At 46.3% G+C, this 25,867-nt stretch carries 18 protein-coding genes and 1 pseudogene; 8 read left to right on the top strand and 11 right to left on the bottom strand.

Annotation, left to right across the window (positions count from 1 at the left end; translation table 11 throughout):
• Positions 1-3 precede the first annotated feature (3 nt).
• The 5 genes from proV to PG915_RS07395 form a co-directional block, all read right to left on the bottom strand.
• On the bottom strand, positions 4-1,191 hold the full coding sequence (gene proV / locus PG915_RS07415; protein WP_353498537.1) for a glycine betaine/L-proline ABC transporter ATP-binding protein ProV: 1,188 nt from the start codon (positions 1,189-1,191) through the stop codon (positions 4-6).
• 373 nt (positions 1,192-1,564) lie between these two features.
• Entirely contained in the window at positions 1,565-2,791 is a 1,227-nt protein-coding gene (gene glpC / locus PG915_RS07410; protein WP_420884619.1) for an anaerobic glycerol-3-phosphate dehydrogenase subunit GlpC, read from the bottom strand.
• A 23-nt stretch (positions 2,792-2,814) separates the two neighbouring features.
• Positions 2,815-4,197, bottom strand: coding sequence for a glycerol-3-phosphate dehydrogenase subunit GlpB (gene glpB / locus PG915_RS07405; RefSeq protein WP_353498535.1), 1,383 nt, complete (start codon positions 4,195-4,197; stop codon positions 2,815-2,817).
• Positions 4,194-5,876, bottom strand: coding sequence for an anaerobic glycerol-3-phosphate dehydrogenase subunit A (glpA, locus tag PG915_RS07400; protein ID WP_353498534.1), 1,683 nt, complete (start codon positions 5,874-5,876; stop codon positions 4,194-4,196). Before glpA ends, glpB begins: the two co-directional genes overlap by 4 nt.
• A 215-nt stretch (positions 5,877-6,091) precedes the next feature.
• Positions 6,092-6,853: a DeoR/GlpR family transcriptional regulator gene (locus tag PG915_RS07395; RefSeq protein ID WP_353498533.1), complete on the bottom strand. Its 762-nt coding sequence runs from the start codon at positions 6,851-6,853 to the stop codon at positions 6,092-6,094.
• A gap of 316 nt (positions 6,854-7,169) precedes the next feature.
• On the opposite strand from PG915_RS07395, the gene PG915_RS07390 reads away from it, so the two are divergent.
• Both PG915_RS07390 and glpK read left to right on the top strand, forming a co-directional pair.
• A complete protein-coding gene (locus tag PG915_RS07390) occupies positions 7,170-8,030 on the top strand; it encodes an MIP/aquaporin family protein (protein ID WP_042498305.1) in 861 nt (286 codons plus the stop codon).
• 54 nt (positions 8,031-8,084) lie between these two features.
• Positions 8,085-9,602: a glycerol kinase GlpK gene (gene glpK / locus PG915_RS07385; RefSeq protein WP_353498532.1), complete on the top strand. Its 1,518-nt coding sequence runs from the start codon at positions 8,085-8,087 to the stop codon at positions 9,600-9,602.
• A gap of 10 nt (positions 9,603-9,612) precedes the next feature.
• Here the strand turns inward: glpK and PG915_RS07380 are convergent, their stop codons facing one another.
• The 4 genes from PG915_RS07380 to PG915_RS07365 form a co-directional block, all read right to left on the bottom strand.
• On the bottom strand, positions 9,613-10,101 hold the full coding sequence (locus PG915_RS07380; protein ID WP_353498531.1) for a DUF3995 domain-containing protein: 489 nt from the start codon (positions 10,099-10,101) through the stop codon (positions 9,613-9,615).
• A gap of 132 nt (positions 10,102-10,233) precedes the next feature.
• Positions 10,234-11,337, bottom strand: coding sequence for a lipocalin-like domain-containing protein (locus tag PG915_RS07375; RefSeq protein ID WP_353498530.1), 1,104 nt, complete (start codon positions 11,335-11,337; stop codon positions 10,234-10,236).
• Complete coding sequence (locus PG915_RS07370; RefSeq protein ID WP_353498529.1) at positions 11,337-13,832, bottom strand: ABC transporter permease; 2,496 nt, start codon at positions 13,830-13,832, stop codon at positions 11,337-11,339. Before PG915_RS07370 ends, PG915_RS07375 begins: the two co-directional genes overlap by 1 nt.
• Positions 13,819-14,496 carry an ABC transporter ATP-binding protein gene (locus PG915_RS07365; RefSeq protein WP_353498528.1) on the bottom strand — a complete coding sequence of 226 codons (678 nt, stop codon included), beginning with the start codon at positions 14,494-14,496 and terminating at the stop codon, positions 13,819-13,821. The genes PG915_RS07370 and PG915_RS07365 overlap by 14 nt, the downstream gene beginning before the upstream one ends.
• A gap of 370 nt (positions 14,497-14,866) precedes the next feature.
• On the opposite strand from PG915_RS07365, the gene PG915_RS07360 reads away from it, so the two are divergent.
• The 5 genes from PG915_RS07360 (at position 14,867) to PG915_RS07340 (ending at position 20,379) form a co-directional block, all read left to right on the top strand.
• Entirely contained in the window at positions 14,867-16,543 is a 1,677-nt protein-coding gene (locus tag PG915_RS07360) for a peptide ABC transporter substrate-binding protein (RefSeq protein ID WP_353498527.1), read from the top strand.
• Positions 16,544-16,619: 76 nt separating this feature from the next.
• Positions 16,620-17,609 carry an ABC transporter ATP-binding protein gene (locus tag PG915_RS07355; RefSeq protein WP_353498526.1) on the top strand — a complete coding sequence of 330 codons (990 nt, stop codon included), beginning with the start codon at positions 16,620-16,622 and terminating at the stop codon, positions 17,607-17,609.
• Positions 17,609-18,439, top strand: a complete 831-nt coding sequence (locus tag PG915_RS07350; protein WP_353498525.1) for an ATP-binding cassette domain-containing protein — start codon at positions 17,609-17,611, stop codon at positions 18,437-18,439. The genes PG915_RS07355 and PG915_RS07350 overlap by 1 nt, the downstream gene beginning before the upstream one ends.
• 66 nt (positions 18,440-18,505) lie before the next feature.
• Positions 18,506-19,474, top strand: a complete 969-nt coding sequence (locus PG915_RS07345) for an ABC transporter permease (RefSeq protein WP_353498524.1) — start codon at positions 18,506-18,508, stop codon at positions 19,472-19,474.
• Positions 19,471-20,379, top strand: a complete 909-nt coding sequence (locus PG915_RS07340) for an ABC transporter permease (RefSeq protein ID WP_353498523.1) — start codon at positions 19,471-19,473, stop codon at positions 20,377-20,379. The genes PG915_RS07345 and PG915_RS07340 overlap by 4 nt, the downstream gene beginning before the upstream one ends.
• A 132-nt stretch (positions 20,380-20,511) precedes the next feature.
• Here PG915_RS07340 and PG915_RS07335 read toward each other — a convergent pair whose 3' ends face one another.
• Positions 20,512-20,850, bottom strand: a complete 339-nt coding sequence (locus PG915_RS07335; RefSeq protein WP_353498522.1) for a HopJ type III effector protein — start codon at positions 20,848-20,850, stop codon at positions 20,512-20,514.
• A 393-nt stretch (positions 20,851-21,243) separates the two neighbouring features.
• Positions 21,244-23,427 (bottom strand): ATP-binding protein, encoded by a 2,184-nt coding sequence (locus PG915_RS07330; RefSeq protein ID WP_353498521.1) that lies wholly within the window; start codon positions 23,425-23,427, stop codon positions 21,244-21,246.
• A 224-nt stretch (positions 23,428-23,651) separates the two neighbouring features.
• Here PG915_RS07330 and PG915_RS07325 point away from each other — a divergent pair.
• A pseudogene (locus PG915_RS07325) lies at positions 23,652-25,858 on the top strand (FUSC family protein).
• Positions 25,859-25,867 lie beyond the last annotated feature (9 nt).

Raw genomic sequence — 25,867 nt, 5'->3', positions numbered from 1 at the left:
TGACTAATCCTTATCCAGTGTTTGTAATAGACGTGACTTGGTTATAACACCAAAATAATTGCCCATATCATCTACCACTGGAACTGGGTATGGAACGCTTGCCACAACGCCTAATACATCATTCACTGGTTGATTCGGCTGAAGAGTTACCGATTCCTCAAGCTGCGCACTCGCCAAAGAGCGCTGCTCTTTGTAGGCTAAGCGCAATGAGTCGAGTGACACTATGCCTGAATAGTTCGACGCTTTATCGACAACAATGCCGAAATCACGATCATGATCCATTAGAAGTTGCATTGCAGAACCAGGCTCATCGTGTTCAGATTTTCTGAACATAGCAGCAGGTTTCTTACGGGCAATGTCTTTGGCGGTCAGGACGCTGGCTACGTTCACACCTCTAAAGAAGGCTTCCACGTAATCATTGGCTGGATTATGAAGGATTTCATCCGGGGTGCCCACTTGTACCACATCACCATTTTGCATGATGGCAATACGATCCCCAATGCGCATAGCTTCATCTAAGTCATGTGAAATAAATACAATGGTGCGTTTGTCATCGTTCTGCAGACGGATAAGTTCGTCTTGCATTTCAGTACGAATAAGAGGGTCGAGAGCGGAAAATGCCTCGTCCATTAGTAGAATATCTGGGTCACACGCCAGTGCACGAGCCAATCCGACACGCTGCTTCATACCTCCAGACAGTTCGTCAGGGTAAGATTCAGCATAAGTATCAAGACCTACGCGTTCAAGCGCTGACAATGCAGAACGATTTCGTTTATCAGACTCGACGCCAGCAAGTTCCAGACCAAACGCCGCATTTTCAATGACGGTCATGTGAGGCATAAGAGCAAAGTTTTGAAAAACCATCGAGATGTTATTGCGGCGAACTTCTCGTAGCTCTTCTTCAGAGATATGCGCTATGTCTTTACCTTTTAGGTAGACACTGCCTTTGGTGGGTTCGATCAAACGGTTAAGAAGTCGAACAAGGGTAGACTTGCCTGAGCCAGAAAGCCCCATGATGACGAAGATCTCACCTTCATTAATCGAAAGAGACACATCATTTACGCCAACGGTTAGACCTGTCTGCTCAAAGATGCTTTCTTTATCAACTTCTTTGTCTATGAGTGAGAATGCCCTTTCCGGGTTCTCCCCAAACACTTTATACAGTCCCTTAACTTCCAGAATGGGATCCATGTTGAGTTGTCCTTAAAGTACTTTGTAATGTAACGTTTAGCACTCTAAGTAAAGCCGACGTTAATTTCAAGGTATAGCATTCTGTTAACAACTAAAAAACATCAATAAATTAGTGATTTAGATATACGATCCACTTCACACAAAGTTAGTTAAACCACTGAATTAATTACAAAACCATACAACTAGTGCGAGATTAAATGTTACCTTTGCAAATAATTTTAAGTTTTTGATAATAAAAACAACAATTGGCAAACCGCTTTCTATGTGCTAGCCACTTCACCAAGCACATAATAATAATTAGAACACTAACCTTTATCCTATCCGTTTCGCCAAAGCTCACGGATAGATACACTCAACACTAAGCATATTTTCATCATTCAAGTGCTTCCACAATGAGACTCAAAGGATGTACACAAGATAACCCAGTATTCTCTTCGATTTGCCAACGACAAGTTTCGCAATCAGAAACCGCCAAATCGGCCTGTGAGTGATCAATTTTCTCAAATAAGCCGTGACCTATCTTCATTGATACATCGTAGTTTTCGCGCTTGTAACCATAAGTTCCGGCCAAGCCGCAGCACTCACTATCTAGCACTTGCACTTCCAGACCTGGGATCATTTTTAGAAGCTCAATAGTAAAGATATGGTCACCGCTACGCTCCAAGTGGCAAGGTGTGTGATACACAATACGCTTATTCAGTGGCTTCATTTTTGGTATGTTGCCCTCACGCCACTCACCGAACATAAAGCGGCTAAATAGATGTACTTTGTCAGCAACCTTCTGGTTATCGACATCGAGTACATGGGGATACTCTTCTTGTAAGGTAAACGCACAGGTCGACGACGTTGAGATCACCGACTCAGAGCGGCTCTCTAACGCTTTCTCCAACTGACTTACATTAAGCTCTGCGTTTTTCTTTGCTTTGGCGTGAAAACCGTTGGCAATCAAGGGCACTCCACAACACTTCTCTCGCTCTAATAGTTGGACACCAATGTTCATCGCGTTCATAACACGGATGAAGTTTTGGCCAACACTATGATCGTTATAGTTAACGTAGCAACCATGAAAATAGCTGATTTGCCGGCGATATTGGCTTTGATCGGCGACGTGTTTTTTGTACCAACGACGGAAAGTACCATGTGAATACTTAGGTAAAGACTTATGATCATGCACTTGAATCGTATGGTGCATGGCCTTTTTCACGAGGCTTTGCTCGGTTAGCTTATTTACAATAGGGGCAAACGGAGTGGCTAAGCTACCAAACAGATCAGTATGGCTCAGGACGAAATCTCTTGCCGTTGTCAGACTCAGCGGTTTGCGTCCATGCTTTCCTCGCGCGGAAGCAATAATGTCGCCAATACGCACCCCAGAGGGACAAGCAGTTTCACAGCGCTTGCAGTTAGTACAGAGCTTAAGTACATCATCAAAAAACTCTGGGCTTTTCAGTCTCAAACGCTCTCCATCAGGGCCACATTGTTTGGATCCAGGGTATTCAGGGTTGGCTTTTGCGACTGGACAATAGACGGTACACACCGTGCACTTAATGCAGTTCTCAAAGGTTTTCGTTTGCTCATCACCATTAAGGCTAGCGACGGCGATTAGTTCAGCTGGGCGTACGGCAGTCATACTAGCGCTCCTTTCTTTGGTGATTGATTGGGCTGCTGTGAATGGCTTAATTTTTGTAAATAACACGCTAACACCTGGCTTTCAGCGATTGCATCGGCAACATGGAAACCAGTGCTTATTGCTACGCCCCCGCCACAGCCATGAGCAATAGGATCATAATGAGCAAGAATAGAGCCTGCACAATAGACATTGTCTATGCACTGATGCGCTTTAAGGGGCTTGAGTTCCCGATTAGTTGACACACCAAAGTTCATAAATGGATGGGATTTGTGTGAGAAAAAGTGCTTTGAATACCATGATTCCCGCCCACCGATGTCTTCAATATCTAAATCAAAGATAGGCTCGCTCACCTTATGATGCTCCGCTTTCAGGCCTTTGCTAAAGAAGCTCCCTGATGCCAGCACCACATGCTTCGTATTGATAGGTACAGTTCGCATTTTTCGAGTATACAAACACGCAAGCGAAAGCTGGTCACCGTTTTGCTTAAACACACCGTGCGTCACCTCGTCGCCAACATGAAGTGCACCACCCGCTTCAATAAATGCTCGTCTTAACGTGTCTTCGATTCGTATACCCAAAAGGGACGGCGGCATAGTGGGCACTTCATGAAACTTCAGATGTGTTTCAGAGGCCAGTTTTTCCATCAGTACTAAGCCATCTCCATTGCCAAGGATTGAAGGCATTAGTACCAAATCGTTCGGCGTGGCAACTTGCCTAAGCTGGGAACAAAAGTTCTTAAAGTCAGCCTCTTGACGCAGCAGCCGAGACACATCAATAGAACGAAATTCGTGGCAATTTCTTTGAGCTATACCTGATGTATCAAGCGTGATTTTTACTGTGAGCAGCTCTTTGTCAGCGAACATTGGTAAACTCGCCAACTTGGCTTTGGCAATCTCCGGCTGGAAATCTCGGAAACCTTCAATCGAGACTAAGATTACTCGTTCAATCTGATTGAGAGCCGCAAATTTCTGATCAAGTTGCCATACGTAAGGTTGAGATAACCATGTGGACTTTAGTGTGCCTAGGCTGCTGATTCGATAGTGATTATCCAATGAATCTTGATGTATCAAAGGCAGCCCATGCTTGCTCATCAACTGTTGAAACCAGCTGAGTGACTCGAAGACCCGTTTCTCACCTAACTTTGCGTAAGGATGTAAAGACGAAGTCTTAGCAAGCTCAGCAATTTCATTAAAAGGATTGCTCACTGCTTCGCCAGTTATTGGCGAATGACTCAGCACATCGATAGAGCCAGATGAAAAATGCATTGCACTTTGACCATGAGAAACCACGGCGGTTTTGAGTCCACGCTCAATGCATCTTAAAGCGCTGCTAAACCCTGCAAGGCCGCCACCAATGACAACCACATCATAATCAATCATTGCTCAGCCTCCACTTCCTTATCTGTCTCTTGTTTCGTTTCGTAGTGATTCACATCATCTTGTTTGAGCTCAAAATCCCCGGCCCCAAATAAGCCTTGATATATCCAGTAGCTAAATTCCGCCTCCCGCAGAGCATCGCCCCAAAGTACAGGTTTGGTGCCCTTCCAGCGCTCTTCAAGAAAGTCATGCAGCATCTCTCCAACTTCGTACCCCGAAAAGTTACCGTAGTCGGCCAATAGACTGGCTGCTCGATAGCTGCACATTTCGCCCTGACATGGCCCCATTCCCAACCTTGTTCTTCGACGTAAATCGACGAGGTTATGCACATCCAACGCTTTTACCGCGTATTCAATTTCACCTGCAGTGACCATCTCACACTCACAAATCACAGACTGGCTGGCTTGGTCATCAGATAAAAACGCCAGTGCCCGCTCTCCATGTCGATCAATCGCAGAGTGATAAACAGGCTTTGCGATACTTGCGGTTTTCTTAGCAGGAGTTGGGGCACTATAAGAGCCAGGCAAAGGTGTGGTGTGCGTGATACAAGGAATGGTGTTGCCAAGCTTTTTCGCGACGCTGTCGGTCGCCATTTGCGCCATGAGCCTATATGTCATTAGCTTGCCGCCAGTAATAGTGGTAAAGCCATGCAGGCCGTCAAACTCCGCGTGATCAACAAGAACGATGCCGCGGCTGATATTACGCCCGCTAGTGTCTTCACTGAGTGAAACTAAAGGTCTGACACCCGCATAAGCACGTAGCACCCGGCTTTGGCTCATAATTGGCGCAAGCTTTGCACCTTCCTCCAGTAGAATATCGACTTCATCGGCACTCACGCGAAGATCGTCTATTTGGTCGTAATCGATATGTTCGGATGTGGTTCCGATGAGAGAAATGGTGTCGCCAGGTACCAAAATATCGGCATCCGCCGGTTTGCGGCAACGATTGATGACTCGGTTATTGATGCGGTAGTCGAGTATCAGAAGAGATCCTTTAGCTGGGAACATTTTTACGCTGAGATCCGCATACTCACATATTGTCTGTCCCCAAATACCAGCAGCATTGATGACCTCTTGCCCAAACACCTCAAACGGTAACTGAGTGCGTGTATTGAAAGCATTAACACCAATGACTCGATCCCCTTCTCGGATGAGAGATGTCACAGCACAATGGCTAAATAGCCTAGCGCCTCTCTCTTTGGCATCGAGTACGTTTGAAGCACACAATCTAAATGGGTCAATGGTGCCGTCTGGTACTTTAATCGCGCCGAGCATTGCTGGATTGGCGTTAGGCTCAAACAGTAACGCTTCTTTGGTTGTCATTCGCTCGGTTTCGATTCCGGCAACATCGCACGCTGCAACGAACTCGTCTTGAAAGGAGAGCTCATCTTCTGGAAGCGTGATGAACATACCACCAGTGTCTTCAATACAGTGTGAGGCAATGGACTTTAAGATGCGATTTTCAGCAATACACTCCATTGCAGAATCAGGATCAGTGACAGCGTAACGAGCACCAGAATGCAATAAACCATGATTTCTGCCAGTTGTACCAGAGGCCAAGTCATCTCGCTCGAGCAAAATACAATCAATGCCCCGCAATGCGCAGTCCCGCATAATGCCAGATCCTGTTGCACCGCCTCCTATGACAATCACCTCTGTTTGATATCGAGCTATTGCTTTCATTGCATCCCACCCATTGAATTAACGCACAATTAGTGTGGCATTAAAACTCAATAAATTTCGGGATTTTGCTCACAAATGTTCGTTCGAACATTTAATCGCGCAATTTGGTTTCGGTAAAAACCTTTAATTTTGATAAATGCCATGACTACAAAACACAGATACAAAAAAACCAGCCATAAAGGCTGGTCTCTCAAGTCACGACTCGTTATCAGACGCTAAGCAATTTCGACGTTAATCTCATTATCTTTCAGAACATTGCAGATCTCTTTTGGTGGTTTCATATCAGAGATGACCAAGTCGACTTCTTCGATACCACCCAGTTTCACCATCGCATTGCGACCAAACTTACTGTGGTCGACTCCCAACAAAACGCTCCGACTGTTTTCAATGATCGCGCGTTTTACTCGAACTTCATGGTAATCGAAATCCAATAGTGAGCCATCATAATCAATGCCACTAATACCTAAAATACCAAAATCGAGTCTAAACTGAGCCACGAAATCAATGGTCGACTCTCCTGTGACGCCGCCATCGCGACCACGAACTTCACCTCCTGCTAAGATGACACGGAAGCTTTCTTTGTGCATCAACATCGATGCAACGTTGATATTGTTGGTCACAATACGCAAGTCACTGTGTTCAACCAATAGCGCTTTAGCAATGGCCTCTGGCGTGGTACCGATATCGATAAACAGTGTGGCACCATTCGGTATGTGTTTGACGAGCTGCGCAGCAATCCGCTCTTTCTCTGCCTGACTGGAGACTTTGCGGCTTTGGTAGGACGAATTTTCAGAGCTGGTCACAATGGTTGCCCCACCGTGATTACGTTTGATTTTGTTCGCATCCGCCAATTCGTTTAAGTCTCGACGAATCGTCTGTGGACTCACATGAAACTTTTCAACCAAATCTTCCGTGCTGACGTAGCCATGCGTGGTCACCAATTCAATGATTTCCTGATGTCTTTTTATCGCTTTCAACCACACTCCCTCGCGTTAAAACCATGGTGAACCTCGAGTTTACTTGGTATTGGTAAGGTTTTAAATAGTCGCTACACCAAATCTGTCCATTACTGTCTTCGATTACAGCTAAAGCAAACGAAGCTCTGCTCTATTTCGCGAAAAATAACCTAAACGAACATAAAATGTGCTTTGGATAACAATTGTGAACATAATACGAACATTTTTAACTTTCGTACGCACATATGAGATCTAAGCCGGATTTCTAACTGGTCTAATCAGCTACAATCCCAGCGCACATTTGATATGCATATGAAACAAGACCAAGGAAAGAACTATGAGTATAAAAAAAGATCCTGCGCTACTCGGCCAGTGTATCGCAGAGTTTATTGGTACTGGCTTGCTTATATTTTGGGGTGTCGGCTGCGTTGCGGCGTTAGTGTTAACCGGTGCTGAGTTCGGCCAATGGGAAGTGAGTATCGTATGGGGCTTAGCCGTAGCGCTTGCTGTGTACTGCACCGCAGGTGTTTCTGGTGCTCACATCAATCCAGCGGTGACCATTGCTCTTGCTGCGTTCCACGGGTTTGAAAAGCATAAGGTACTACCTTATATCGCATCGCAAGTTGCAGGTGCATTCTGCGCTGCGGCGTTGGTATATGGACTGTTCAGCAACTTGTTTGTCGACTGGGAACTTGCCAACGGCGTTGCACGAGATACACCTGAAGCACTCGCAACAGCAGGTATTTTCTCTACCTACCCTCACGCTTCTCTGTCCTTCTTAGGCGCAGCAGCGGTGGAATTTACCATCACAGCAGTTCTCATGTTCGGCATTTTAGCGTTTGGTGATAGCAATAACGGCGGCGAATCTCGCGGTGCGATGGTACCACTGTTGATTGGTTTACTTGTTGCGACAATTGGTGGTTCGCTCGGTGCACTGACCGGCTTTGCGATGAACCCTGCACGTGACTTCGGTCCTAAGCTATTTGCCTACTTTGCTGGTTGGGATTATGCACTGACGGGAGCGAAAGATATCCCATATTTCATTGTTCCTATTTTTGCCACTATCGCAGGCGGCCTATTTGGCGGCTGGCTATATCCAAAAGTGATTGGCGCTTACCTTCCTGCTGCTGGCGGTTGCACTAGCCCTGCGCAGTGCGAGGAAGAAGCTGAAGTCAACGACACGGAAGCACACGTTTAATAAGTTAACTCTATCCCCTACAGATAATTACAACGAAATCAAAAGGACACTACTATGACTAAGAAATACATCGTCGCTCTTGATCAAGGCACCACCAGCTCACGAACGGTCGTACTTGACCATGACGCTAATATTGTCAGTGTCGCCCAAAGAGAATTTACTCAAATCTATCCAGAAGCTGGATGGGTTGAGCATGATCCGCTAGAGATCTATGCCACGCAGAGCTCCACTCTGATTGAAGCACTTGGCCAAAAGGGCATCACTTCAGATGAAGTCGCCGCTATCGGCATTACCAACCAACGTGAAACGACCATCGTTTGGAACAAAGAAACGGGTGTGCCAGTCTACAACGCCATTGTCTGGCAATGTCGCCGCACAGCAGAAATCTGTCAAGAACTTAAACAACGCGACGGCCTTGAAGAATATGTTCGTAAGAACACAGGTCTGGTACTCGACCCATACTTCTCAGGCACGAAAGTTAAATGGATCCTCGATAACGTCGAAGATGCACGCGACCTTGCTGAAGAAGGCAAACTGATGTTTGGTACTGTAGACACATGGCTAGTCTGGAAGATGACTCAAGGCCGCGTCCACGTGACTGACTTCACCAACGCATCACGTACCATGCTTTTCAATATCAATACGCTTGAGTGGGACGAACGCATTCTCAAAGAATTTGATATTCCACTTTCTATGATGCCAGAAGTGAAACCATCTTCAGAAGTTTACGGCCAAACCAACATTGGTGGTAAAGGCGGTACACGTATCCCTATTGCCGGTATTGCAGGTGATCAACAAGCGGCGCTATTCGGCCAAATGTGTGTAGAACCAGGACAAGCGAAAAACACCTACGGCACAGGATGCTTTATGCTGATGAATACCGGTAAAGAGAAAATTAATTCTAAAAACTCTTTGCTAACGACCATCGCATGCGGCCCGAAAGGCGATCTTGCTTATGCGCTTGAAGGCTCTGTATTTATGGGAGGAGCATCTATTCAGTGGCTACGCGATGAAATGAAGCTATTGAGTGATGCGAAAGACTCTGAGTACTTTGCGAACAAAGTAGAGTCGAGTAATGGCGTGTATGTGGTTCCAGCCTTCACTGGCCTTGGCGCACCGTACTGGGATGCTTACGCACGCGGTACCATTATTGGTATGACGCGCGGGACAGGAGCGAATCATATCATCCGAGCGACATTGGAAAGTATTGCTTATCAAAGCCGTGACGTGATTGATGCCATGCAAGCTGACTCCGGCATTGAGCTCGCCTCTTTACGTGTAGACGGCGGTGCAGTTGCGAACAACTTCTTGATGCAGTTCCAAGCGGATCTATTGAACACAGAAGTACACAGACCAAAAGTGGTTGAAGTCACTGCACTCGGTGCAGCTTACCTCGCTGGTATTGCTGTCGGTTTCTGGGAGGGATTGGAGGAAGTATCCGGTAAAGCAGAAATCGACCGTACCTTTATTCCATCTGGTGATGCAGAAAAGCGTGAAACTCGTTATAGCGGTTGGAAACGCGCAGTACAAGGTGTATTGAGCTGGTCTGAGTTTACTCAAGCTGAAAAATAGTCACGATTAGTCATTGGAGCGCATTCGAAGTGTAACTACCTCGGTGCGCTCTTTTCGTTTGTTCACTATTACGTCTCTCCACACCAGACCAGATAGAAGTAGCCCGAGCCAAGCAATAAACACAGCGGTGAATAGAGCACATTCTCAAGCACGGCAAAATCACCCTGTTTGTTTTTTTGGTAAAGCCAACCAAGTTAAAGTCGCCTATCGCTCTTAAAATAAAAATCGTTCCGACAACAATACCTGCCCACTGAACATACTCGAGCAGCTCAGGTTCGATGAATACTAACTCTATTAACCCTAAAGACAGTGAGGCAAACAGCGAAAGGCAAATCGCCACTAAAAATATCACCCCAGCACCCAGCGTAAACGCATTACTCCCTTCTAATTTGGGGATCGCCAATTGAACGCCCTTTTTACGCCCAAACGCCCAATACACGTGAATCAACGCGATGATCGATAGAATCGAAAACATCGATAAAGCTACGAGCGACTGCATGAACCCTCTCCAATTTTAAATACCTAAGTCATCTACAGAGAGGTGTACTATGTTGGAGATTGCAAACCAAGTCGAAGCACGCCAATTACGTGCGTTACATTAAAGTTTGCGTCTCGAACGACATTACAAGGCTTAGTAACCCGTTAGCTCCATATACCCTAGACCTTCATGAGAACCTTTTATGTGCACAGGTCCTTCCCAGTAAGGTACGGTCAAGGGCATTTTAGCGTTGGGATTAATGGCATCTATCGTCAAAAATAGTTCGTGCGTTGGTATGTCGAGTTGCCACGATGTCGGGTGCGGGTGGCCATTGAGGTCTGTGTATGTTTTTACCTTTAGAGAGAGTTCATCTGCGCTAATGGTGATTCCTTCTCGGTCACGATACATCAATCGGCCATAAGCATAGTTAGCTTCCCCTGTTTGGTTATCTCTGAGCTGAAAAACCACCAGGCTAGTGTCTGTGTCTAGCCTCAGTGCGAACCAGTCCCAACCTTGCTGAGAACCGAGCAAAAAACGTGAACTCCATTCTCGATCTATCCAAGCTTGCCCTGTCACTTGATGTGTTTGCCCTTCCACTTGAATTGAGCCCGTGACGTCAATAAACGGCTGGCTGTAATAATGTGAAGCAACTCTACCATCGGCGCTTTTTACACTGTATCCATTATCACCCTGAAGCTGAAAGGCTGACTCGCTAGAGAGTGAAAGCTCATAGCTAAATGTATCTGCAGCAACGGAAAGTGTGGCGGGGAACATGCCGTCGGACTCACTATTCCATTGCCAATCATCCAAGTACACACGAAATGGCCGCTCAGTCACACCTGCCATTTTTGGATGGGCGCGAGACCATTTCTCTTCTGTAAGATGAAGTGTTGGCATGGTGATTGCAATGTGCGCCATGTATATCTGTGTACTGTTCCAATTTGCCTCTTGTTTTTCTATGTTTTGCGGCTCTTCTGGCGCTAAAGCAATTCGAAACTGTGTCCATTGAACGCCAAAAGTATCGCCTGCACTGTTTTCTAAATTTGCAGTGACATACCACCACTCGTAGCGAAAATCTTTATGTGCTTGATGATCTCTAGGAAACTCGATATTTCGATTGGCTGTGACCTTAGTAAAGCCTTGTTCATCTTGACCTAGTAAAGCACCAAACCCTTGAGGCTTTGGCTCCTCGCAACCGCTCAATAGAAGTAAGAGTGGCAATAGTGCCACCAAAATACACGAGGCTCTATTTTTCATTACAGCACCTCGCTCTGAAGACTCGACATTGCTGGACGTTTCACCAAACGCCACAACGGCAATGCCGTCGCCGCTGATGCCGTTACGATACTCACAAGTGATAGCATCGCAATATCGCTCCAACTCCAAACAAATTGCAGGCTCCAACCAAACGCGCGCAGCGTTACCATGTCAGTTAACACGTAACCCACCAAAGCACCAAGTGGCAGTGCAAGACATAAGGTAAAGCAGACCAAAACCACCATTTGCATCACAACCATACCCAGCAGCACGCGACTGCGTACTCCAAGCGCATACAACCTAGCTATTGCAGCTTTGCGCGCTTCTATGAGCATAAAACAAGCACTAAACAACCCGATGACGGCCACCATCAACGTGACGCCGTTCAATGCTTTAGTGACTGCAAATGTCTGTGAGAAAATCTCGAGTGCTATGGTTTTGATTTGTTGTTGATCGTAGAGCTGGTTGTCACTAAACCCAAACTCGTCCATCAATCGCCTGCGCATATCATCGCTATCAAGTTCTGATTCAATACCCAAGCTAGTGGGTACAGGCGAAAATTCAGCGCGCTGCCAAAGTTCGGGAGCGATCAATAGCTCCCCTGTTGGTGAACCGTAATCATAAAATATTGCACCGACTTTTAGTGGTTTTTCAAGCGCAGTGTTTAGCTCCGCCACTTCTAGCTCATCACCAAGGGCTAATCCAAGTTTCACTGCCATTGGTTCACTGATAGCCGCTAGCTCCATTTGATAAAAACGTGGCCAGAAGTCGTCCACCATTTCTTTAACGACCATCGTTTGTTCAAGTGTTAACGTGTTTTTGGTGCCGAGCTTGGTTGGAAGGTTAGAAACCGTCGTATCTAAATAGCTTTGAGTGAAGATGGCACTTACTCCTGGCATAGACTGCAACGTACTTTGAATACTGCTCATCTCACTTTGAGCGGGACTGATATAAATGTCCGCATGAAGGCGCTGCTCTAGCCACTGTTTCAATGTATGCTCAAAACTCACCACTAGGGTATTCATCGCCAGGTTCGCTGTCATGGCCAGCAGCAGTGCCATCATCGCGAGAGATAACGGCGCAACCAACTCTTTAAGCTCAGCGACGAGATAATGCTTCAACCCACTGGTAAACAGCTTTTCAGCCCAAGCGCTCAGCAACAATAAGCCTTTAGGCAGATATAGTGGCGTAGCAACCACCAACACGCCAAGCCAAAGCATAGTGACCCGAAAATGATGACTGAGCACGAGTCCAACTACAGCCAACATCGTTAAACCAATGGCCATAACCAATAGCTGGGTGGTCTTTTGTGGTTCTGGAAGCGCGTAATAGCCACTGTGTATTGATAAAGGTTGCTGAACGCTACCCCGAAAATGTTGCCAACATGCCACCAGTGCAGCGGTCAACGTGATAGAGAGGGCTTGAAACAACCAGCTCCATTGCCAAGAACCTGGCAAGAGCGTGGCGCCGTAAAGCTGCTCCAACGTCAATGCTACCGTTGGATGCAGCCAATGACTCAACTGCATTCCGAATATAAAACCAAGCAAGGATCCAAGCAGAACCATGATGGTCAGCTCAACCAACAAAGCAGTAAAGACGATTGTGGATTGAAGTCCCGCTTGCTGCAGCTGAACCAGCAATCGCCTGCGCTTTAACAAACTGTACTTCACGCCATTGTAGGCAATAAACAGCCCTACCAAAAAAGCCAGCATGCTCATTGCGGTTAGATTTAGGTGGAAACTATCGGTCAGTGAATCGAGATCGCTGCTTTGAGTATTTTCAATCCACTGGCCTTGCGCTGCGACGAGGCTCTTCCATTGCTTCTCCTGCGCGCTGCGACTTCCAAACACCGCTATGTAGCTAAGCTGCCCAGAGCGATTGAGTAAACGCTCCGCGAAGCTAATGTCCACCAGCATTCGATTACCCAGTTGCCATTGATCTGGCACGGCATAAATTTGTGTCTTGGTGTCATCGAGTATCAACTGGCTAGGGCGCCCCATTTGCTCAAACTGTTGTTCACTCACCAAAGCGATGGGTTCACCTTGAAGCATGTCAGTCAATGGCAATTGCTGGTCGAACAGAAAAATCGGTTGTTTACCGTCTTCTCTCCCACGGTTCATCGTCGCGGTGACAGCCGCAACGACGTCACTGCCCTGCACTGAATATCGCCGACCTTCGGATGAGCGAACGCGTCCTTCAAGTACCGCCAGTGATTGGCTCAACCCAGCCTGCCTGAGCTGAAAATAGAGATCGTTTGAGAAGTACTTTTGTCCAGTAGGAGGGATGATAAATTGCGAGGCAGGCAGACTCAGTTGCTCTGCGGCATCAGCGTAGCTGCGCTTTGCATTTAGGTTTATCGCTTGCACCGCAACAAACAGCATCACCGCAAGCACGATACCAATCAGTATAGAGGCGGCTTGCAATGGAGCTTGTAGATAATGACGGGCATAAACACGCAGTGCGAGCACAAGATGCCAAAGCTTAACTCGCGTCATAAAGCTGTCCGTTCACTAAACGTAATCTCGACTGCATAAAAGCTGCACACTCCTCGCTGTGCGTGACCAAAAGCACCGCCGTATTCCCTTGCTGGGTAATGTCGGCCAAAAGCTGCATGACTTCTCTGCCCGATTGCTCATCCAAATTACCCGTTGGTTCATCTGCTAAAAGCAACTTAGGCTGACTAGCAAGCGCTCGAGCGATGGCAACTCTTTGCTGCTGCCCACCGGATAACGCCGCGACATGTCTATCCAGTAGTCCACTTAGCCCTAATGTCTCTACTAAGTAATCACACCAATCATTCCATTGCATTTGAGCAAGAGACAGCGGAAACGCAATGTTTTGACGCACATTGAGTGGCGTCAATAAGTTGAACTGCTGGAACACAACACCTAACTTGTGGATGCGAAAATCGCTCCAGTCACTATCTCGCCATTGACTCGTATCTTGGCCATCAAGAACTAGCTTTCCTGAATTTAAAGGCTCAAAGCCCGCAATGATGTTCATCAACGTACTTTTGCCACTCCCGCTCGCTCCCATTAGAGCAATGCTCGAGCCGGTAGCCATCACCAATTCGCAGTCGCTAAGCACCGCGTGCACTTCATTGCCATCAACAAATTGCTTGTTAACACTGTTTAGAGAAACCAACGCACTGTTGGGCATAGAGGCTCCTTAGGATTTGTTACTAACGCTGAGAACACAATGCTGATACGCATTCAATCTGGCTTCACACCAACCCTCCAGGTGATAATTCAGTTAATAAAATGTAATTAACACAACTAGATAAGACAAGAAAGCACACACTTTTTGATTTTAGTTCACTAAATAAATGGGAAATGTGACATGAAATGCAATTCGGCCGAACAACTAACCCATTGAGTTGCTTGGCAATGGACATCCCACTATGGTGGACAAGATATGCACCTACACACACCGCCGTATTTAAACCGGTAAATGTGAATTTAGGGTGACACGGATGTAACTAACTTCAGGCGTCAGACTTGAAGTCAATAAAATAAGATAAGGAAATCAGATGCCATTTAAAAAAACCGCATTTGCACTCGCCTGTGCTTCTGCATTGCTTTCAACTTCAGCATTCGCGGCAAACGACAAGCTCACCATCGGTATTACGCAATACCCTGCCACTCTGCACCCTGACATCGACAGCATGGTGGCAAAAGCCTACACCAAAGGTTTTGTTAATCGCGAAACCATTGGGTACGACCAAAACTGGGAGCTCGTTTGCTTTTATTGTGAAGAAGTCCCTAGCTTCGAAAATGGTTTAGCGCAAATCGTAGATAGGCCGCATGCCAAAGAAGGTGAGAGCAAACAAGGTGTTAAGATGCGTGTAACACTCAAATCTGATCTCTATTGGGGCGACGGCACTCCGATCACCACGAAAGACATGGTGTTTTGGCATAAAGTAGTCACCTCTCCTGACGTGCAAGGCAACCCTGAGTTGACGACTATGCAGCAGATCGAACAGCTTGAAGTTGTCGATGAGCATACAGTGAATGTCTATGTCGACCGCGTTTCATTCAAATATAACGCTGACTATATCCCAAACATTCTGCCCGCTCACATCGACCAAGCGGTATTTGAAAGCAATTCTAAAAACTATCACCTCAACACCAAGTTCGTGACAGAGCCAACCTTGGCTGGCCTATACAGCGGCCCATATATCATCGAGCAGCTCAAACAAGGTCAGTTCGTTAAAATGACCCGAAACAAACATTGGAAAGGCAAACAACCGCATTTTGATACAGTGACACTCAAAACCGTCTCTGACACTCAAGCCTTGCAAGCCAATCTGCTTTCCGGTGACGTCGACTACATCCCTGGCGAATTGGGTCTGACTCTCGACCAAGCACTACAATTTGAGAAAAAATTTGGCGACAGGTTTAACGTCGATATTCGTCCTGCATCTCTCTACGAGCATTTGGACGTTCAGCTCAACAATCCTCACTTGTCGGAAGTAAAAGTTCGCCAAGCGTTATTATTTGGGCTAGATCGCAAGCTAATTACCGACAAACTATTCGATGGAAAACAGCAAGTTGCTAACTCAGATACAAGTCCACTGGATAGCATCTATACCTCTGAAACACCGACCTACGACTACAATCCAGAAAAAGCGAATCAACTACTGAAAGAAGCAGGCTATGAGCTAGTCAATGGCGTGCAAATGAAAGATGGTGAGCCGCTGGAAATTGAGTTTATGACGACTGCGGGCAACAAAACACGTGAGTTGGTACAGCAATTCGCTCAAGGTCAGTGGAAGAAAATCGGCATCAAAGCAAACATTAATAACCAAACTGCACGCGTGTACTTTGGTACTACCCTGACTGAGCGCAAACACAAAGGTCTAGCTATGTTTGCGTGGAGCTCGTCACCAGAAAACCCCCCGTTAACCATTCTGCACTCTGATTACATCCCAACTAAAGACAATCAATGGGCAGGACAAAACTACGCTGGCTACAGCAATCCAGAAATGGATCGCATTCTAGAAGCCATCGATGGCGAGCTTAACAAAGAGAAGCGCACTGAGCTTTGGAAGCAATTCCAAAATCTGTATGCGACAGAGCTGCCAGCACTGCCTCTCTACTATCGTTCAGACAGTTACATTCTTCCAAAATGGCTGGTTAATGTTGAGCCAACCGGACACCAACATTACTCAAGCTACTGGTCTGAAAACTGGAGTCGAGCAAACTAGATTTCGAATTCTAAAGTTCGAAATGAATAAGCATCGAAACCGCTAAGCGGTGTCCATTTTTAAGAATGAAGTGTCTATGAATGAAGTTATCTTAGACGTCCGCAATATGAGTGTGGCCCTAGGGCCGCATTTTGCTGTTAAGGATGTCAGCTATCAAATCAAGCCAGGAGAGATCCTTGGCGTCGTCGGTGAGTCTGGCTGCGGAAAGTCACTCACCTCTCTTGCCATTATGGGGCTACTCGATAAATCGCTTACCTTGTCTGGTGATATTCGTTTTGGCGGAAGAAATCTTGTCGGCCTGGGTGAAAAGCAGTATCAGCATATCCGTGGCGAAGGCATTGGCATGATCTTCCAAGAGCCAATGACCGCCTTAAACCCAGTAATGAAAGTCGGGGATCAGATCGCCGAAATGTTCATTATTCACGAAAACAGCTCACCCAAAGAAGCACGTGATCGTGCCATCGAAATGCTCAAACAAGTTCACATTCCGTACCCTGAAAAGCGTGCTAATGCCTATCCGCATGAGCTATCAGGGGGAATGAGGCAGAGAGTGATGATCGCCATGGCGCTCGCTTGTAAGCCGAAAGTATTGATTGCCGATGAACCGACAACAGCGCTTGATGTGACGGTTCAGGCGCAAGTGCTCGACCTACTAGAAGAACTGAGAGAAACCACGGGAACGGCGATCCAATTTATCAGTCACTCTCTTGGTGTAGTGTCGCAAATTTCGGATCGTGTCATGGTGATGTACGCGGGACGTGTCGTTGAAATCGCCGATGTAAATGAGATTTTCGATAACCCTCAGCACCCCTACACGCAAGCACTACTCGATACGATCCCACGAGTCGGCGTCGATGTGGACAGGCTACCTGCTATTCCCGGCAGCGTACCACCACTCGATCAACGAAGTGAAGACTACAGCTTTCGTGACCGCTGCCCAGAGCTCTACGATAGCTACTTGCAGAAAGCAGAGAAGCGCAATCATCAAAGACAAGCCACGAAAGCGGCTCAATCAGATTCGGCGCTACAACAGCCCATGTTTCGTCAACAAGGAGGCGCGACCTAATGACTTTGCTCGAAGCCAGTAACCTGCACAAGCACTATCTCCTTGAGGCAGGCTCGATGTTTGGAAGAAAACCGAAAACCCTTCATGTCACCAACAATGTTTCCCTCAAGGTTGAGTCAGGAAAAACCACCGCGATTGTCGGTGAATCAGGCTCTGGAAAATCGACGTTAGGCCGCATGCTCAGCATGTTAGAGCGTCCCGATTCCGGCGATATATTTCTCGCAGGACAAGAGGTGTCTAGATTGCCTAGTCATATGCAGCGTCGATTACGACAACGCATTGGCCTTGTGTTCCAAGACCCCTACTCCGCGTTGAACCCGCGTATGCCGATTCTCTCTTCACTGATTGAACCGATGAAAGTCAACGGCATAGGGAACAAGCAATCACAGCGTGCCCGCGCTATCGAAGTCTTAAGTTGGGTGGGCATGCGAGAAGACGTTCTTACCCGCTATCCTCATGAGTTCTCCGGCGGACAAAGGCAGCGGTTCGCCATTGCCAGAGCATTGATGCTAAGGCCTGAACTTATCATCGCCGATGAACCACTCTCGGCACTAGATGTGTCCGTGCAGTCGCAAATTCTCAATCTATTTAAAGATTTGCAGCAGGAGCACGGTATTGCGTTCTTGTTCATTAGCCACGATATGGCGGTGGTTTACCACCTCGCACACGAAGTGGTGGTAATGAAAAGCGGAACCATTGTCGAGCACGCTTCCAAAGCTGATTTTTTTGCGAACCCCAAACACGCTTACAGCCGTGAGCTACTGAGCGCTGTTCCGGACATTGGCAACACGCGCAGGCGAAATCGCTCTCAGCAAACCGTAACCGCTTAAACAGTTGGCCACTGGTTTAAGCCATTAGATGTAAGGGCTTTATGCCCGTATGGATACACGCATTTTATGAAACGATTTATATTTTCAAGATTGCTGCAAATGCTGCTGGTTCTTCTGCTGGCCTCGTTTGCTGCATACAACTTAATGGGATTAATGCCAGGCGATCCTATCGATCTCATGGTACAAAATAACCCCCATATTACCGCTGAAGACGTCGCAAGACTTAAAGCAGAGCAAGGACTGGATAAACCGGTCTATGTTCGCTACTTCCATTGGCTTGGTGATGCCCTGCAAGGTGAACTAGGTTATTCCCGCATGTTCTCTCAGCCCGCTATATCCGTGCTTTGGGAAGCGATGAAAAACACCCTCATTTTGGTTGGGTGCGGCACGCTTCTCTCTATACTGATTGCGCTACCCGTTGGTGTGCTGTGTGCCGTAAAGCAAAATCGCTTCACCGATTACCTGATTAGTGGCATCACCTATCTATTTCTATCTACACCTGCGGCTTGGCTCGCGCTAATGCTGATCATGCTGTTCTCGGTGGTGTACCCCATCTTCCCCGCAGGAGGAACGGGAGAAGCCGATGGCGCTGAAGGTTTTGATAGGCTGCGTTATATGATCCTACCTATCCTTAGCCTAACCTTACTCAGCATTGCCTCTATTTCACGTTTTATGCGCTCAAGTATGCTGGAAGTGTTTCGCCAAGATTTTGTGCGAACCGCAAAAGCAAAAGGCGCTTCTTCAACACGAGTACTCTTCAGGCATTGCATTAAAAACGGCATGTTACCGATGATCACCGTGCTCGCAATGGATATTGCGGCATTAATGAGCGGCGCGGTACTGACCGAAACCATCTTTAGTTGGCCTGGTATAGGTAAACTCACTGTCGATGCGATTAACGGTAGTGACTACAACGTCGCCATGCTCTGTTTTATGGTCGCCACTACCGCCATTCTAGTGATGAACTTTATCGCCGACATTCTCTACTCCAAAGTGGATCCCCGTATTGATCTGACCAGAGGAAGCCCGTCATGACCGCACTCGCAGCAAGAAGCCAAAACCCTTGGCTGCAAATCGTTCATCGCTTATCTCGTCATAAGTTAGCAATGGCTTCTTTACTAATCCTTACTGTAATGACGATACTGTGCTTCAACGCTACGAGTATTGGTCAATGGCTGGGTGTCGATCCTTTCGAAGACAATCTCTTTAGCCGTTTCGAAGCCCCGAGCGACACGCACAAACTTGGCACTGATGAACTTGGCCGTGATATTTTGATACGCCTCCTTCTGGGTGGTCAGGTATCCCTTACGTTTGCCTTTGTTGCCGCCATTGCAACCTCAGTGATTGGCACAGGGCTGGGCGTTGTTGCTGGTTATCATGGCGGCCGCGTAGATGCCATTATCATGCGCAGTGCTGACTTCATCATTAGCCTGCCTGGCATCATGTTGCTGATTTTGATCCAGAGTATCGACATGACCAAGCTTGGCTTTTCAGAAGAGTTAGTACGTAGTGATAGCTTTAGTGTCTACCGTTTAGTGGTGGTGATTTCACTATTAGGCTGGCCATTTGCTGCACGTTTAGTGCGTTCAAACACCCTATCCGTAAAACACCGAGAATATGTGCAAGCGGCTATCGGTTACGGCGCAAGCCACTGGTTTGTAATGAGGCAGCACATCCTACCTAATGTCATCGCTCCAGTGATTACCGCCACGACACTTGGCATTGGCGGAGCAATCCTGACCGAGAGTGCTTTGAGTTTTCTTGGCTTTGGCATCAATCCACCCACACCATCTTGGGGCAACATGCTACAAAACGCTCGTGAAGCCATGTGGCATTACCCAATGGCGGCAGTATACCCGGGTGTGATGGTGCTCATCACCGTTATTACGATTAACTTCTTGGGGGATGGTTTGCAGGAAGCGATTGATCCGAAAGCTTAGTATTCACTAGCAGGGAAAGTGGCGGTGCTCTTTCCCTGCTTATTATTGCGAGGTACACAAAAACCAATGTCTACATCTTTACTGCTGTGAGTGATAGCGGAATTTATGCAATGTATCGCTACACCAAAAATCTTATTTAGCAGCCAACGCTACCCCATCAAATTTTACGCCTTCCCAGCCATACTTAATAAAGTTACGAATATTGGCATGATCAGTACCTTCAGGATTTTTCAGAACATCTTCGCGATAGTATTGGCCAAAGCACGCCAACGTTGATTGCTCATCCAGCTCTTTGATTTGAGCGAAAGCGAAGATTTTGCACGAGCCATTGTTTTGACCGGCTTGATTCTCCGTGTCCCCGTTTACAAAGCTCACTGGCGTAAAATCAAAGTGCTCGTCAATCACGTGCATCGTTTGCTCAAACATCACTTCGTTTGGTTGTGTAGCCAGCAGTGCTAGAAATTGTTCCATTTTTTAGTATCCCTTACTCGTTTTCTGAGCTCGCACTATATCATTGGCGCAATAAAATGTGGGGCAGTTAGAAAAGAAAAAGGGTTCGAGAGGAAATACGCAAGCCCAACTGATTAAATATCAGCCAACAATCAACATTCCTCTCATATCAGCGACTTTGAATGTCTTTTAAATGAGTTAACAATGCCTTCTCAAAGTCTTTCTTAATAAGGGGCTTAGCAATCACCGTATTGACGCCACTATCTAGAAATTCTTGTCGATTTTCACTGATAACATCCGCTGTCCATCCGAATATTAATACACCATCGCCATATTTTTTCTCGTATCTCTGATGCCGCACTCGGGCCATTCATTACTGGCATGTGATTATCCAATATGATCAGGTTGTATTTATTAGGGTCGAACATTTCCCAAGCACTCTGCGCCGTTGGCGCAGCTTTCGACTTCGATATTTAAAGACTGACAAAATTTGGCGGCAACAATTCGATTGATCGCATTATCATCAACGAGCAGTACCCTGTAGACAGAGAAATCTGCATCAATAGGATCAATACTCAATTCATCATCAACCTTATTCTTAATCGCTGGCAGAGGGATCTGAACCGAAAAAGCGGAACCCACCCCCACTTCACTGTTCACTTTTATTTGTCCGCCCATCAGTAAGGTGAGGCTTTTTACTATCGAGAGCCCTAGCCCAGTACCTCCAAACTGGCGTGTTGTAGAGGTTTCCGCTTGCTCAAATTTCTCGAACACACTGTCTATTCTCTCTGGGGGGATCCCAATGCCCGTGTCTTTGACAACCAACTCGCATTGTCCTTCGCCTCGATTAGACACAGAGACTGAAATCGATCCTTTTTGAGTAAACTTGAGCGCATTGCCAACCAAGTTAAGTAAAATCTGTCTCAGCCTTACCTGGTCGCCAACAAACAGCGTATCCGGATCGGTTTTATCATGAATTTCAAACAGCAGACCTTTTTCAGAACAGAGACTTTGATAGGTATTGTTCACTGGGGCGAGTATTTCTTGCATCTTGAACTGGGTATGTTCTAGCACTAGCGCTTGGTTTTCGATCTTTGAGATATCCAAGATGTCATTGAGAATAGAAATAAGATGGTTGCCAGAGCCTAGTATGAGTTGAAGTGCTTCTCGATGTTTAGGGTCGGTAATTTCTTTTTCTAGGATTTGGGTTAGGCCGAGCACTCCATTCATTGGTGTTCGAATTTCATGACTCATCGTCGCCAAAAATGCGGATTTCGCCTCATTTGCAGCATTCGCTTCTTTGGCTGTGGTGGTTAGTTTACTCTCTAATTTTTTGTACTCAGTAACGTCCCTTTCTATGGCAATATATCGGTCAATGACACCATTCTCATCGCTAATCGGTGTGATATCGATATCCACCCAGTATTCTTTCCCCTGAGAGTCATAATTCAAGATTTCCGTTTTGATTGGCAGCCCTTTAGATAGGGATTCCGCAATGCGTTGTTTCGCTTGCGGGTCAGTATTGTCACCTTGTAAGAAGTGACCAGGTATTTTGCCTTTCACACTCACCAACGCATAGCCAGTCATCTCTTCAAACGCTCGGTTGACCCATTCAATAGCGCCGTGTTTATCTGTAATCACCACAGCATCTCTAGCGGCTTTAACTACCGTTGCTAGTAGCTTACTCTCACGCTCTTGAAGAATGAGTTCGCTGTTTTTCTCCGCTAACTCTTTTTGGGATATTTCGAGTTCTTTATGAGGGTTAACCAGTACTTTGTTTCCAGCAAACAAGACAAGTAGAAAACTGACGCCCATAACAACCGCAATCGCATTGTAAATATGCCCCATGAAACTATCTAATTGCAGCTCTAAAGATTTGGGGTTAACACCTTGCATTAGCGTCAAACCCGCCCTAGCGACAGGTGTAGAGTTCACAAGCCAGGCACCAAGTTCGTTTTGAGTGACGTAATCAGAGACATCCCCTTGTGTTAACGCGTACCAGCGCTCTTTGGGGTCGATCAATTCCCCAAACAGTTCGTCATAATCTACTGGCGTCTCACCAAATACCATTCCGACGAAGTTGCCGTTGCTAATTATTGGCATGAAGATCTTGATGCAAATATGATCGGTATCATTATGGAGAAGGTAAACTGGCGCTGGCGTAATAAGGTTCGACGCCATTTGCTTCATTTCATTAAAAATACGGATTTCATTGGTTCGAGATGGGTGCCTAAACTTGTCTTCAAAAAGGACTTCCCTATCCGCGTTAAACACCGCAAACAAAACGGAACGAGTGTCTCCCTCATAACGGTGTAAAGTCGAATCAAGGTTGACGCTCTGTTTACCTTCAAGAAACCCGATAATGTCTTTATTGCTCGACGCCAGTTTCACGCGCGCCTTTGCATTGTCTAAGTATTCTTCAACAAACAACTTCGCGGCTTGCAGCTCTAAATTCGATCCAGTTGTTTGCAGATAGTCTATCGCGTGCTTAGATTCTCGACCTAAAATAACGACAGAAGCAATAGCGAATACACACATGACGAAAGTCGTGTATATCAATACTAACGTTCTCCCACTTAGCCCTTTTAGTTTCAGCACGTTAAGTCCCTTTTACTGGTCACTTCTATGAATCTAGGAGATTTTGTACAGATATGCAGTACAACTTCACGAAAAAACGAAAGTCCACAAGCTTAGCGCTCTATTTTAAAAGGGTCGTGGCAGTTCACCAAACACACTAAAGTTTTTAGATTTCTTGATGTTAGCCACCCAAATCATTATTTAACGTCTATATTTCTGTTAAGCCCCTCTTCAATTCAAGGATAATGAACAGCAAAGCGCGATTTGCCACTAAGGTGGCGCTAAGTTTGACTCTCGCTTATCTCATACCTTTTGCTATGGGATGGCCTCAAGCTTCCACGGCTGCGACTACCGTTATGCTCATTGCATCGACGGGGAGTCAGCGTGAGTCTTTGAAAAAGGCAGCCTCAGAGTACTTGGCACTATTGCCGGTGCAGTCATCGGTCTTATTTTAGTGGGTGCTTTTGCTCAAGACCGATTTTTGTATATGTTAAGCGTGTCTATTGTGGTGTCGTTTATCTTTTACTTTCGCAACGCCTATCAAAGCGACCCTACTCTACTCATGCTGACGGCTGTCATGACGCTAATGATGTCAAACGGTGGCGATGCCGAAGGTGCATTTCTGTATGGTGTCGACCGTGCTTATATGACGGTATTTGGAGTGACGATATACACCTTGGTTGGCGTCTATTTATTCCCCAGTAAAGCAGAGCAAAACCTCACTGCGCTGCTTCAAGAAACCTTAGACATCCAACAAAAAACCTTCGCCGCAATTTCCTCATCTTTACCAGGTATGGCGACTTCCGCTTCGAATGATGTTCAACCAAATGAGATAAAAGACGAAACTGGTGAACGTGATTATGCCGAAAACACGACTCCATCCATCGACGATCTAGTCGAAAAACTCTTCGCCGCACAAACCACGCTTGAGCAGCGCTTCAACGTCATAAGAAAGGAGAGTAGTGAAGTCGCCGCGTACATGCATGAGTGGAAATTGGTCATCCACCACAGTCAGAAAATTACCCAACTCCTTGCGACTGCGTCAAGCGCGCGCTTCAACCATGAAGACACCAATGATTACTTGGCCGAGTTCCCTGCGTTTGTCGCGCAAATTGAAACGCTGCTCTCGCAAAGTCAGCAGTTTTTAGATTCTCCTGAGGGTGGAGAGTCATTTCGCTTTGAAGAGAAGAAGCTGCAAGTTGATGAAGCAAAATTGGCAGCAAGCGGTCACCTTTCCAGGGCGTCGGTGTTGACCTTGGGCTATCTATTGAATCGGCTTTATGGTAACGCAGGTAAGCTTGCTGAAGCGGTTAGCTGTATTGACTCTATCACTAAAGTGGTGTCGTTTAAAGAAACGCTTCCTCCAATGCCTAGTGCCTTTTTGTGGTGGGATGCAGAAAACTTTAAAACATCGATTAAAGTCTTCGTCACTTACTGGGTCGCAGGTGGTTTATGGATTATGTTTAACCCACCTGGTGGTTACAGCTTTGTGATTTTCTCCACCATATTTATGGCTGTCCTGTCTTTTATGCCGCTTCATCCTAAAGCGCTGGGATTTCTGTTCACATTCGGTTTTTTATTCGCTATCCCCGCCTATGTGTTTATTTTGCCCGCGCTAGAGCTCGGAATTGAACTCGCACTGTTCCTATTTATTTATACCTTTATCGGCTTTTACCTATTTAAAGGGCCTATCACCATCTTCTTTATGTTGGGTATGTTTGTGCTTGGGATAGACAACACTATGACCTATCACTTTGGCATCATTCTTACCGTCATGACCTTATTTTACCTTGTGGTGCTGATGATAGTGTTTTCGCACTACTTTCCTTTTTCCAGCAAAGCGGAGCATCTATTTTTAACCGTTAGGCAGCGACTTTTCTTTCACTTACACCGTTTGCTGCTCGGCATGCAAAATATCAAACCAAACTGGCTAACAAGGCTGCGCCTCGCATTACACGTCAAAACCGCCAATGTCGCCTCTAAAAAGCTGGTGCTTTGGGCAAGTAAGGTCGACGTGAGCTATTTCGATAACAATAGCCAACAACACTTAGTTCACTACGCCAAACGCTGCGGAGTATTAATAGGACATGTGAATAACCTCGTTGCTGCACAAACAATTCTGAAAAATAACTCATTGATTACTAAGCTTAGAGAGACTCACATTGATACTGTTTTACCAAGCCTCGTCAGAGTGCATGGGCTCGAGGTGAATGGTATCGCTCGATCAAATAGCCATGCTTATTTCGAGCAAGCTGAGCAAGACTACACCCAAGCGGAACAAGCTCTCGAAACCTTTTTCGAGTCGCTCGACTTGGACGAGATAGACAAAAATGACATTGCTGGCTTCTACCTATTTCTTCATTTAAAAAGAAACTTGTATGAATCACTGAAAAATGTTGAAGAGGCTGGTCGAGATATCGATTTGAAGAACCTCAAAATGCATCGATTTTAGGGACGAAAT

The sequence above is a fragment of the Vibrio sp. CB1-14 genome (genome assembly GCF_040412085.2).
Taxonomy (GTDB): Bacteria; Pseudomonadota; Gammaproteobacteria; order Enterobacterales; family Vibrionaceae; genus Vibrio; species Vibrio chaetopteri.
The sequence above is the reverse complement of the archived record's forward strand: the minus strand, read 5'-3'. Positions and strand labels throughout refer to the sequence as shown.

What these genes read in the sequence shown, in the direction of transcription:
- proV (WP_353498537.1), bottom strand. Translation starts at nt 1,191, where the DNA reads ATGGATCCCATTCTGGAAGTTAAGGGACTGTATAAAGTGTTTGGGGAG.
- glpB (WP_353498535.1), bottom strand. Translation starts at nt 4,197, where the DNA reads ATGATTGATTATGATGTGGTTGTCATTGGTGGCGGCCTTGCAGGGTTT.
- glpA (WP_353498534.1), bottom strand. Translation starts at nt 5,876, where the DNA reads ATGAAAGCAATAGCTCGATATCAAACAGAGGTGATTGTCATAGGAGGC.
- PG915_RS07390 (WP_042498305.1), top strand. Translation starts at nt 7,170, where the DNA reads ATGAGTATAAAAAAAGATCCTGCGCTACTCGGCCAGTGTATCGCAGAG.
- glpK (WP_353498532.1), top strand. Translation starts at nt 8,085, where the DNA reads ATGACTAAGAAATACATCGTCGCTCTTGATCAAGGCACCACCAGCTCA.
- PG915_RS07380 (WP_353498531.1), bottom strand. Translation starts at nt 10,101, where the DNA reads ATGCAGTCGCTCGTAGCTTTATCGATGTTTTCGATTCTATCGATCATC.
- PG915_RS07375 (WP_353498530.1), bottom strand. Translation starts at nt 11,337, where the DNA reads ATGAAAAATAGAGCCTCGTGTATTTTGGTGGCACTATTGCCACTCTTA.
- PG915_RS07370 (WP_353498529.1), bottom strand. Translation starts at nt 13,832, where the DNA reads ATGACGCGAGTTAAGCTTTGGCATCTTGTGCTCGCACTGCGTGTTTAT.
- PG915_RS07365 (WP_353498528.1), bottom strand. Translation starts at nt 14,496, where the DNA reads ATGCCCAACAGTGCGTTGGTTTCTCTAAACAGTGTTAACAAGCAATTT.
- PG915_RS07360 (WP_353498527.1), top strand. Translation starts at nt 14,867, where the DNA reads ATGCCATTTAAAAAAACCGCATTTGCACTCGCCTGTGCTTCTGCATTG.
- PG915_RS07355 (WP_353498526.1), top strand. Translation starts at nt 16,620, where the DNA reads ATGAATGAAGTTATCTTAGACGTCCGCAATATGAGTGTGGCCCTAGGG.
- PG915_RS07350 (WP_353498525.1), top strand. Translation starts at nt 17,609, where the DNA reads ATGACTTTGCTCGAAGCCAGTAACCTGCACAAGCACTATCTCCTTGAG.
- PG915_RS07345 (WP_353498524.1), top strand. Translation starts at nt 18,506, where the DNA reads ATGAAACGATTTATATTTTCAAGATTGCTGCAAATGCTGCTGGTTCTT.
- PG915_RS07340 (WP_353498523.1), top strand. Translation starts at nt 19,471, where the DNA reads ATGACCGCACTCGCAGCAAGAAGCCAAAACCCTTGGCTGCAAATCGTT.
- PG915_RS07335 (WP_353498522.1), bottom strand. Translation starts at nt 20,850, where the DNA reads ATGGAACAATTTCTAGCACTGCTGGCTACACAACCAAACGAAGTGATG.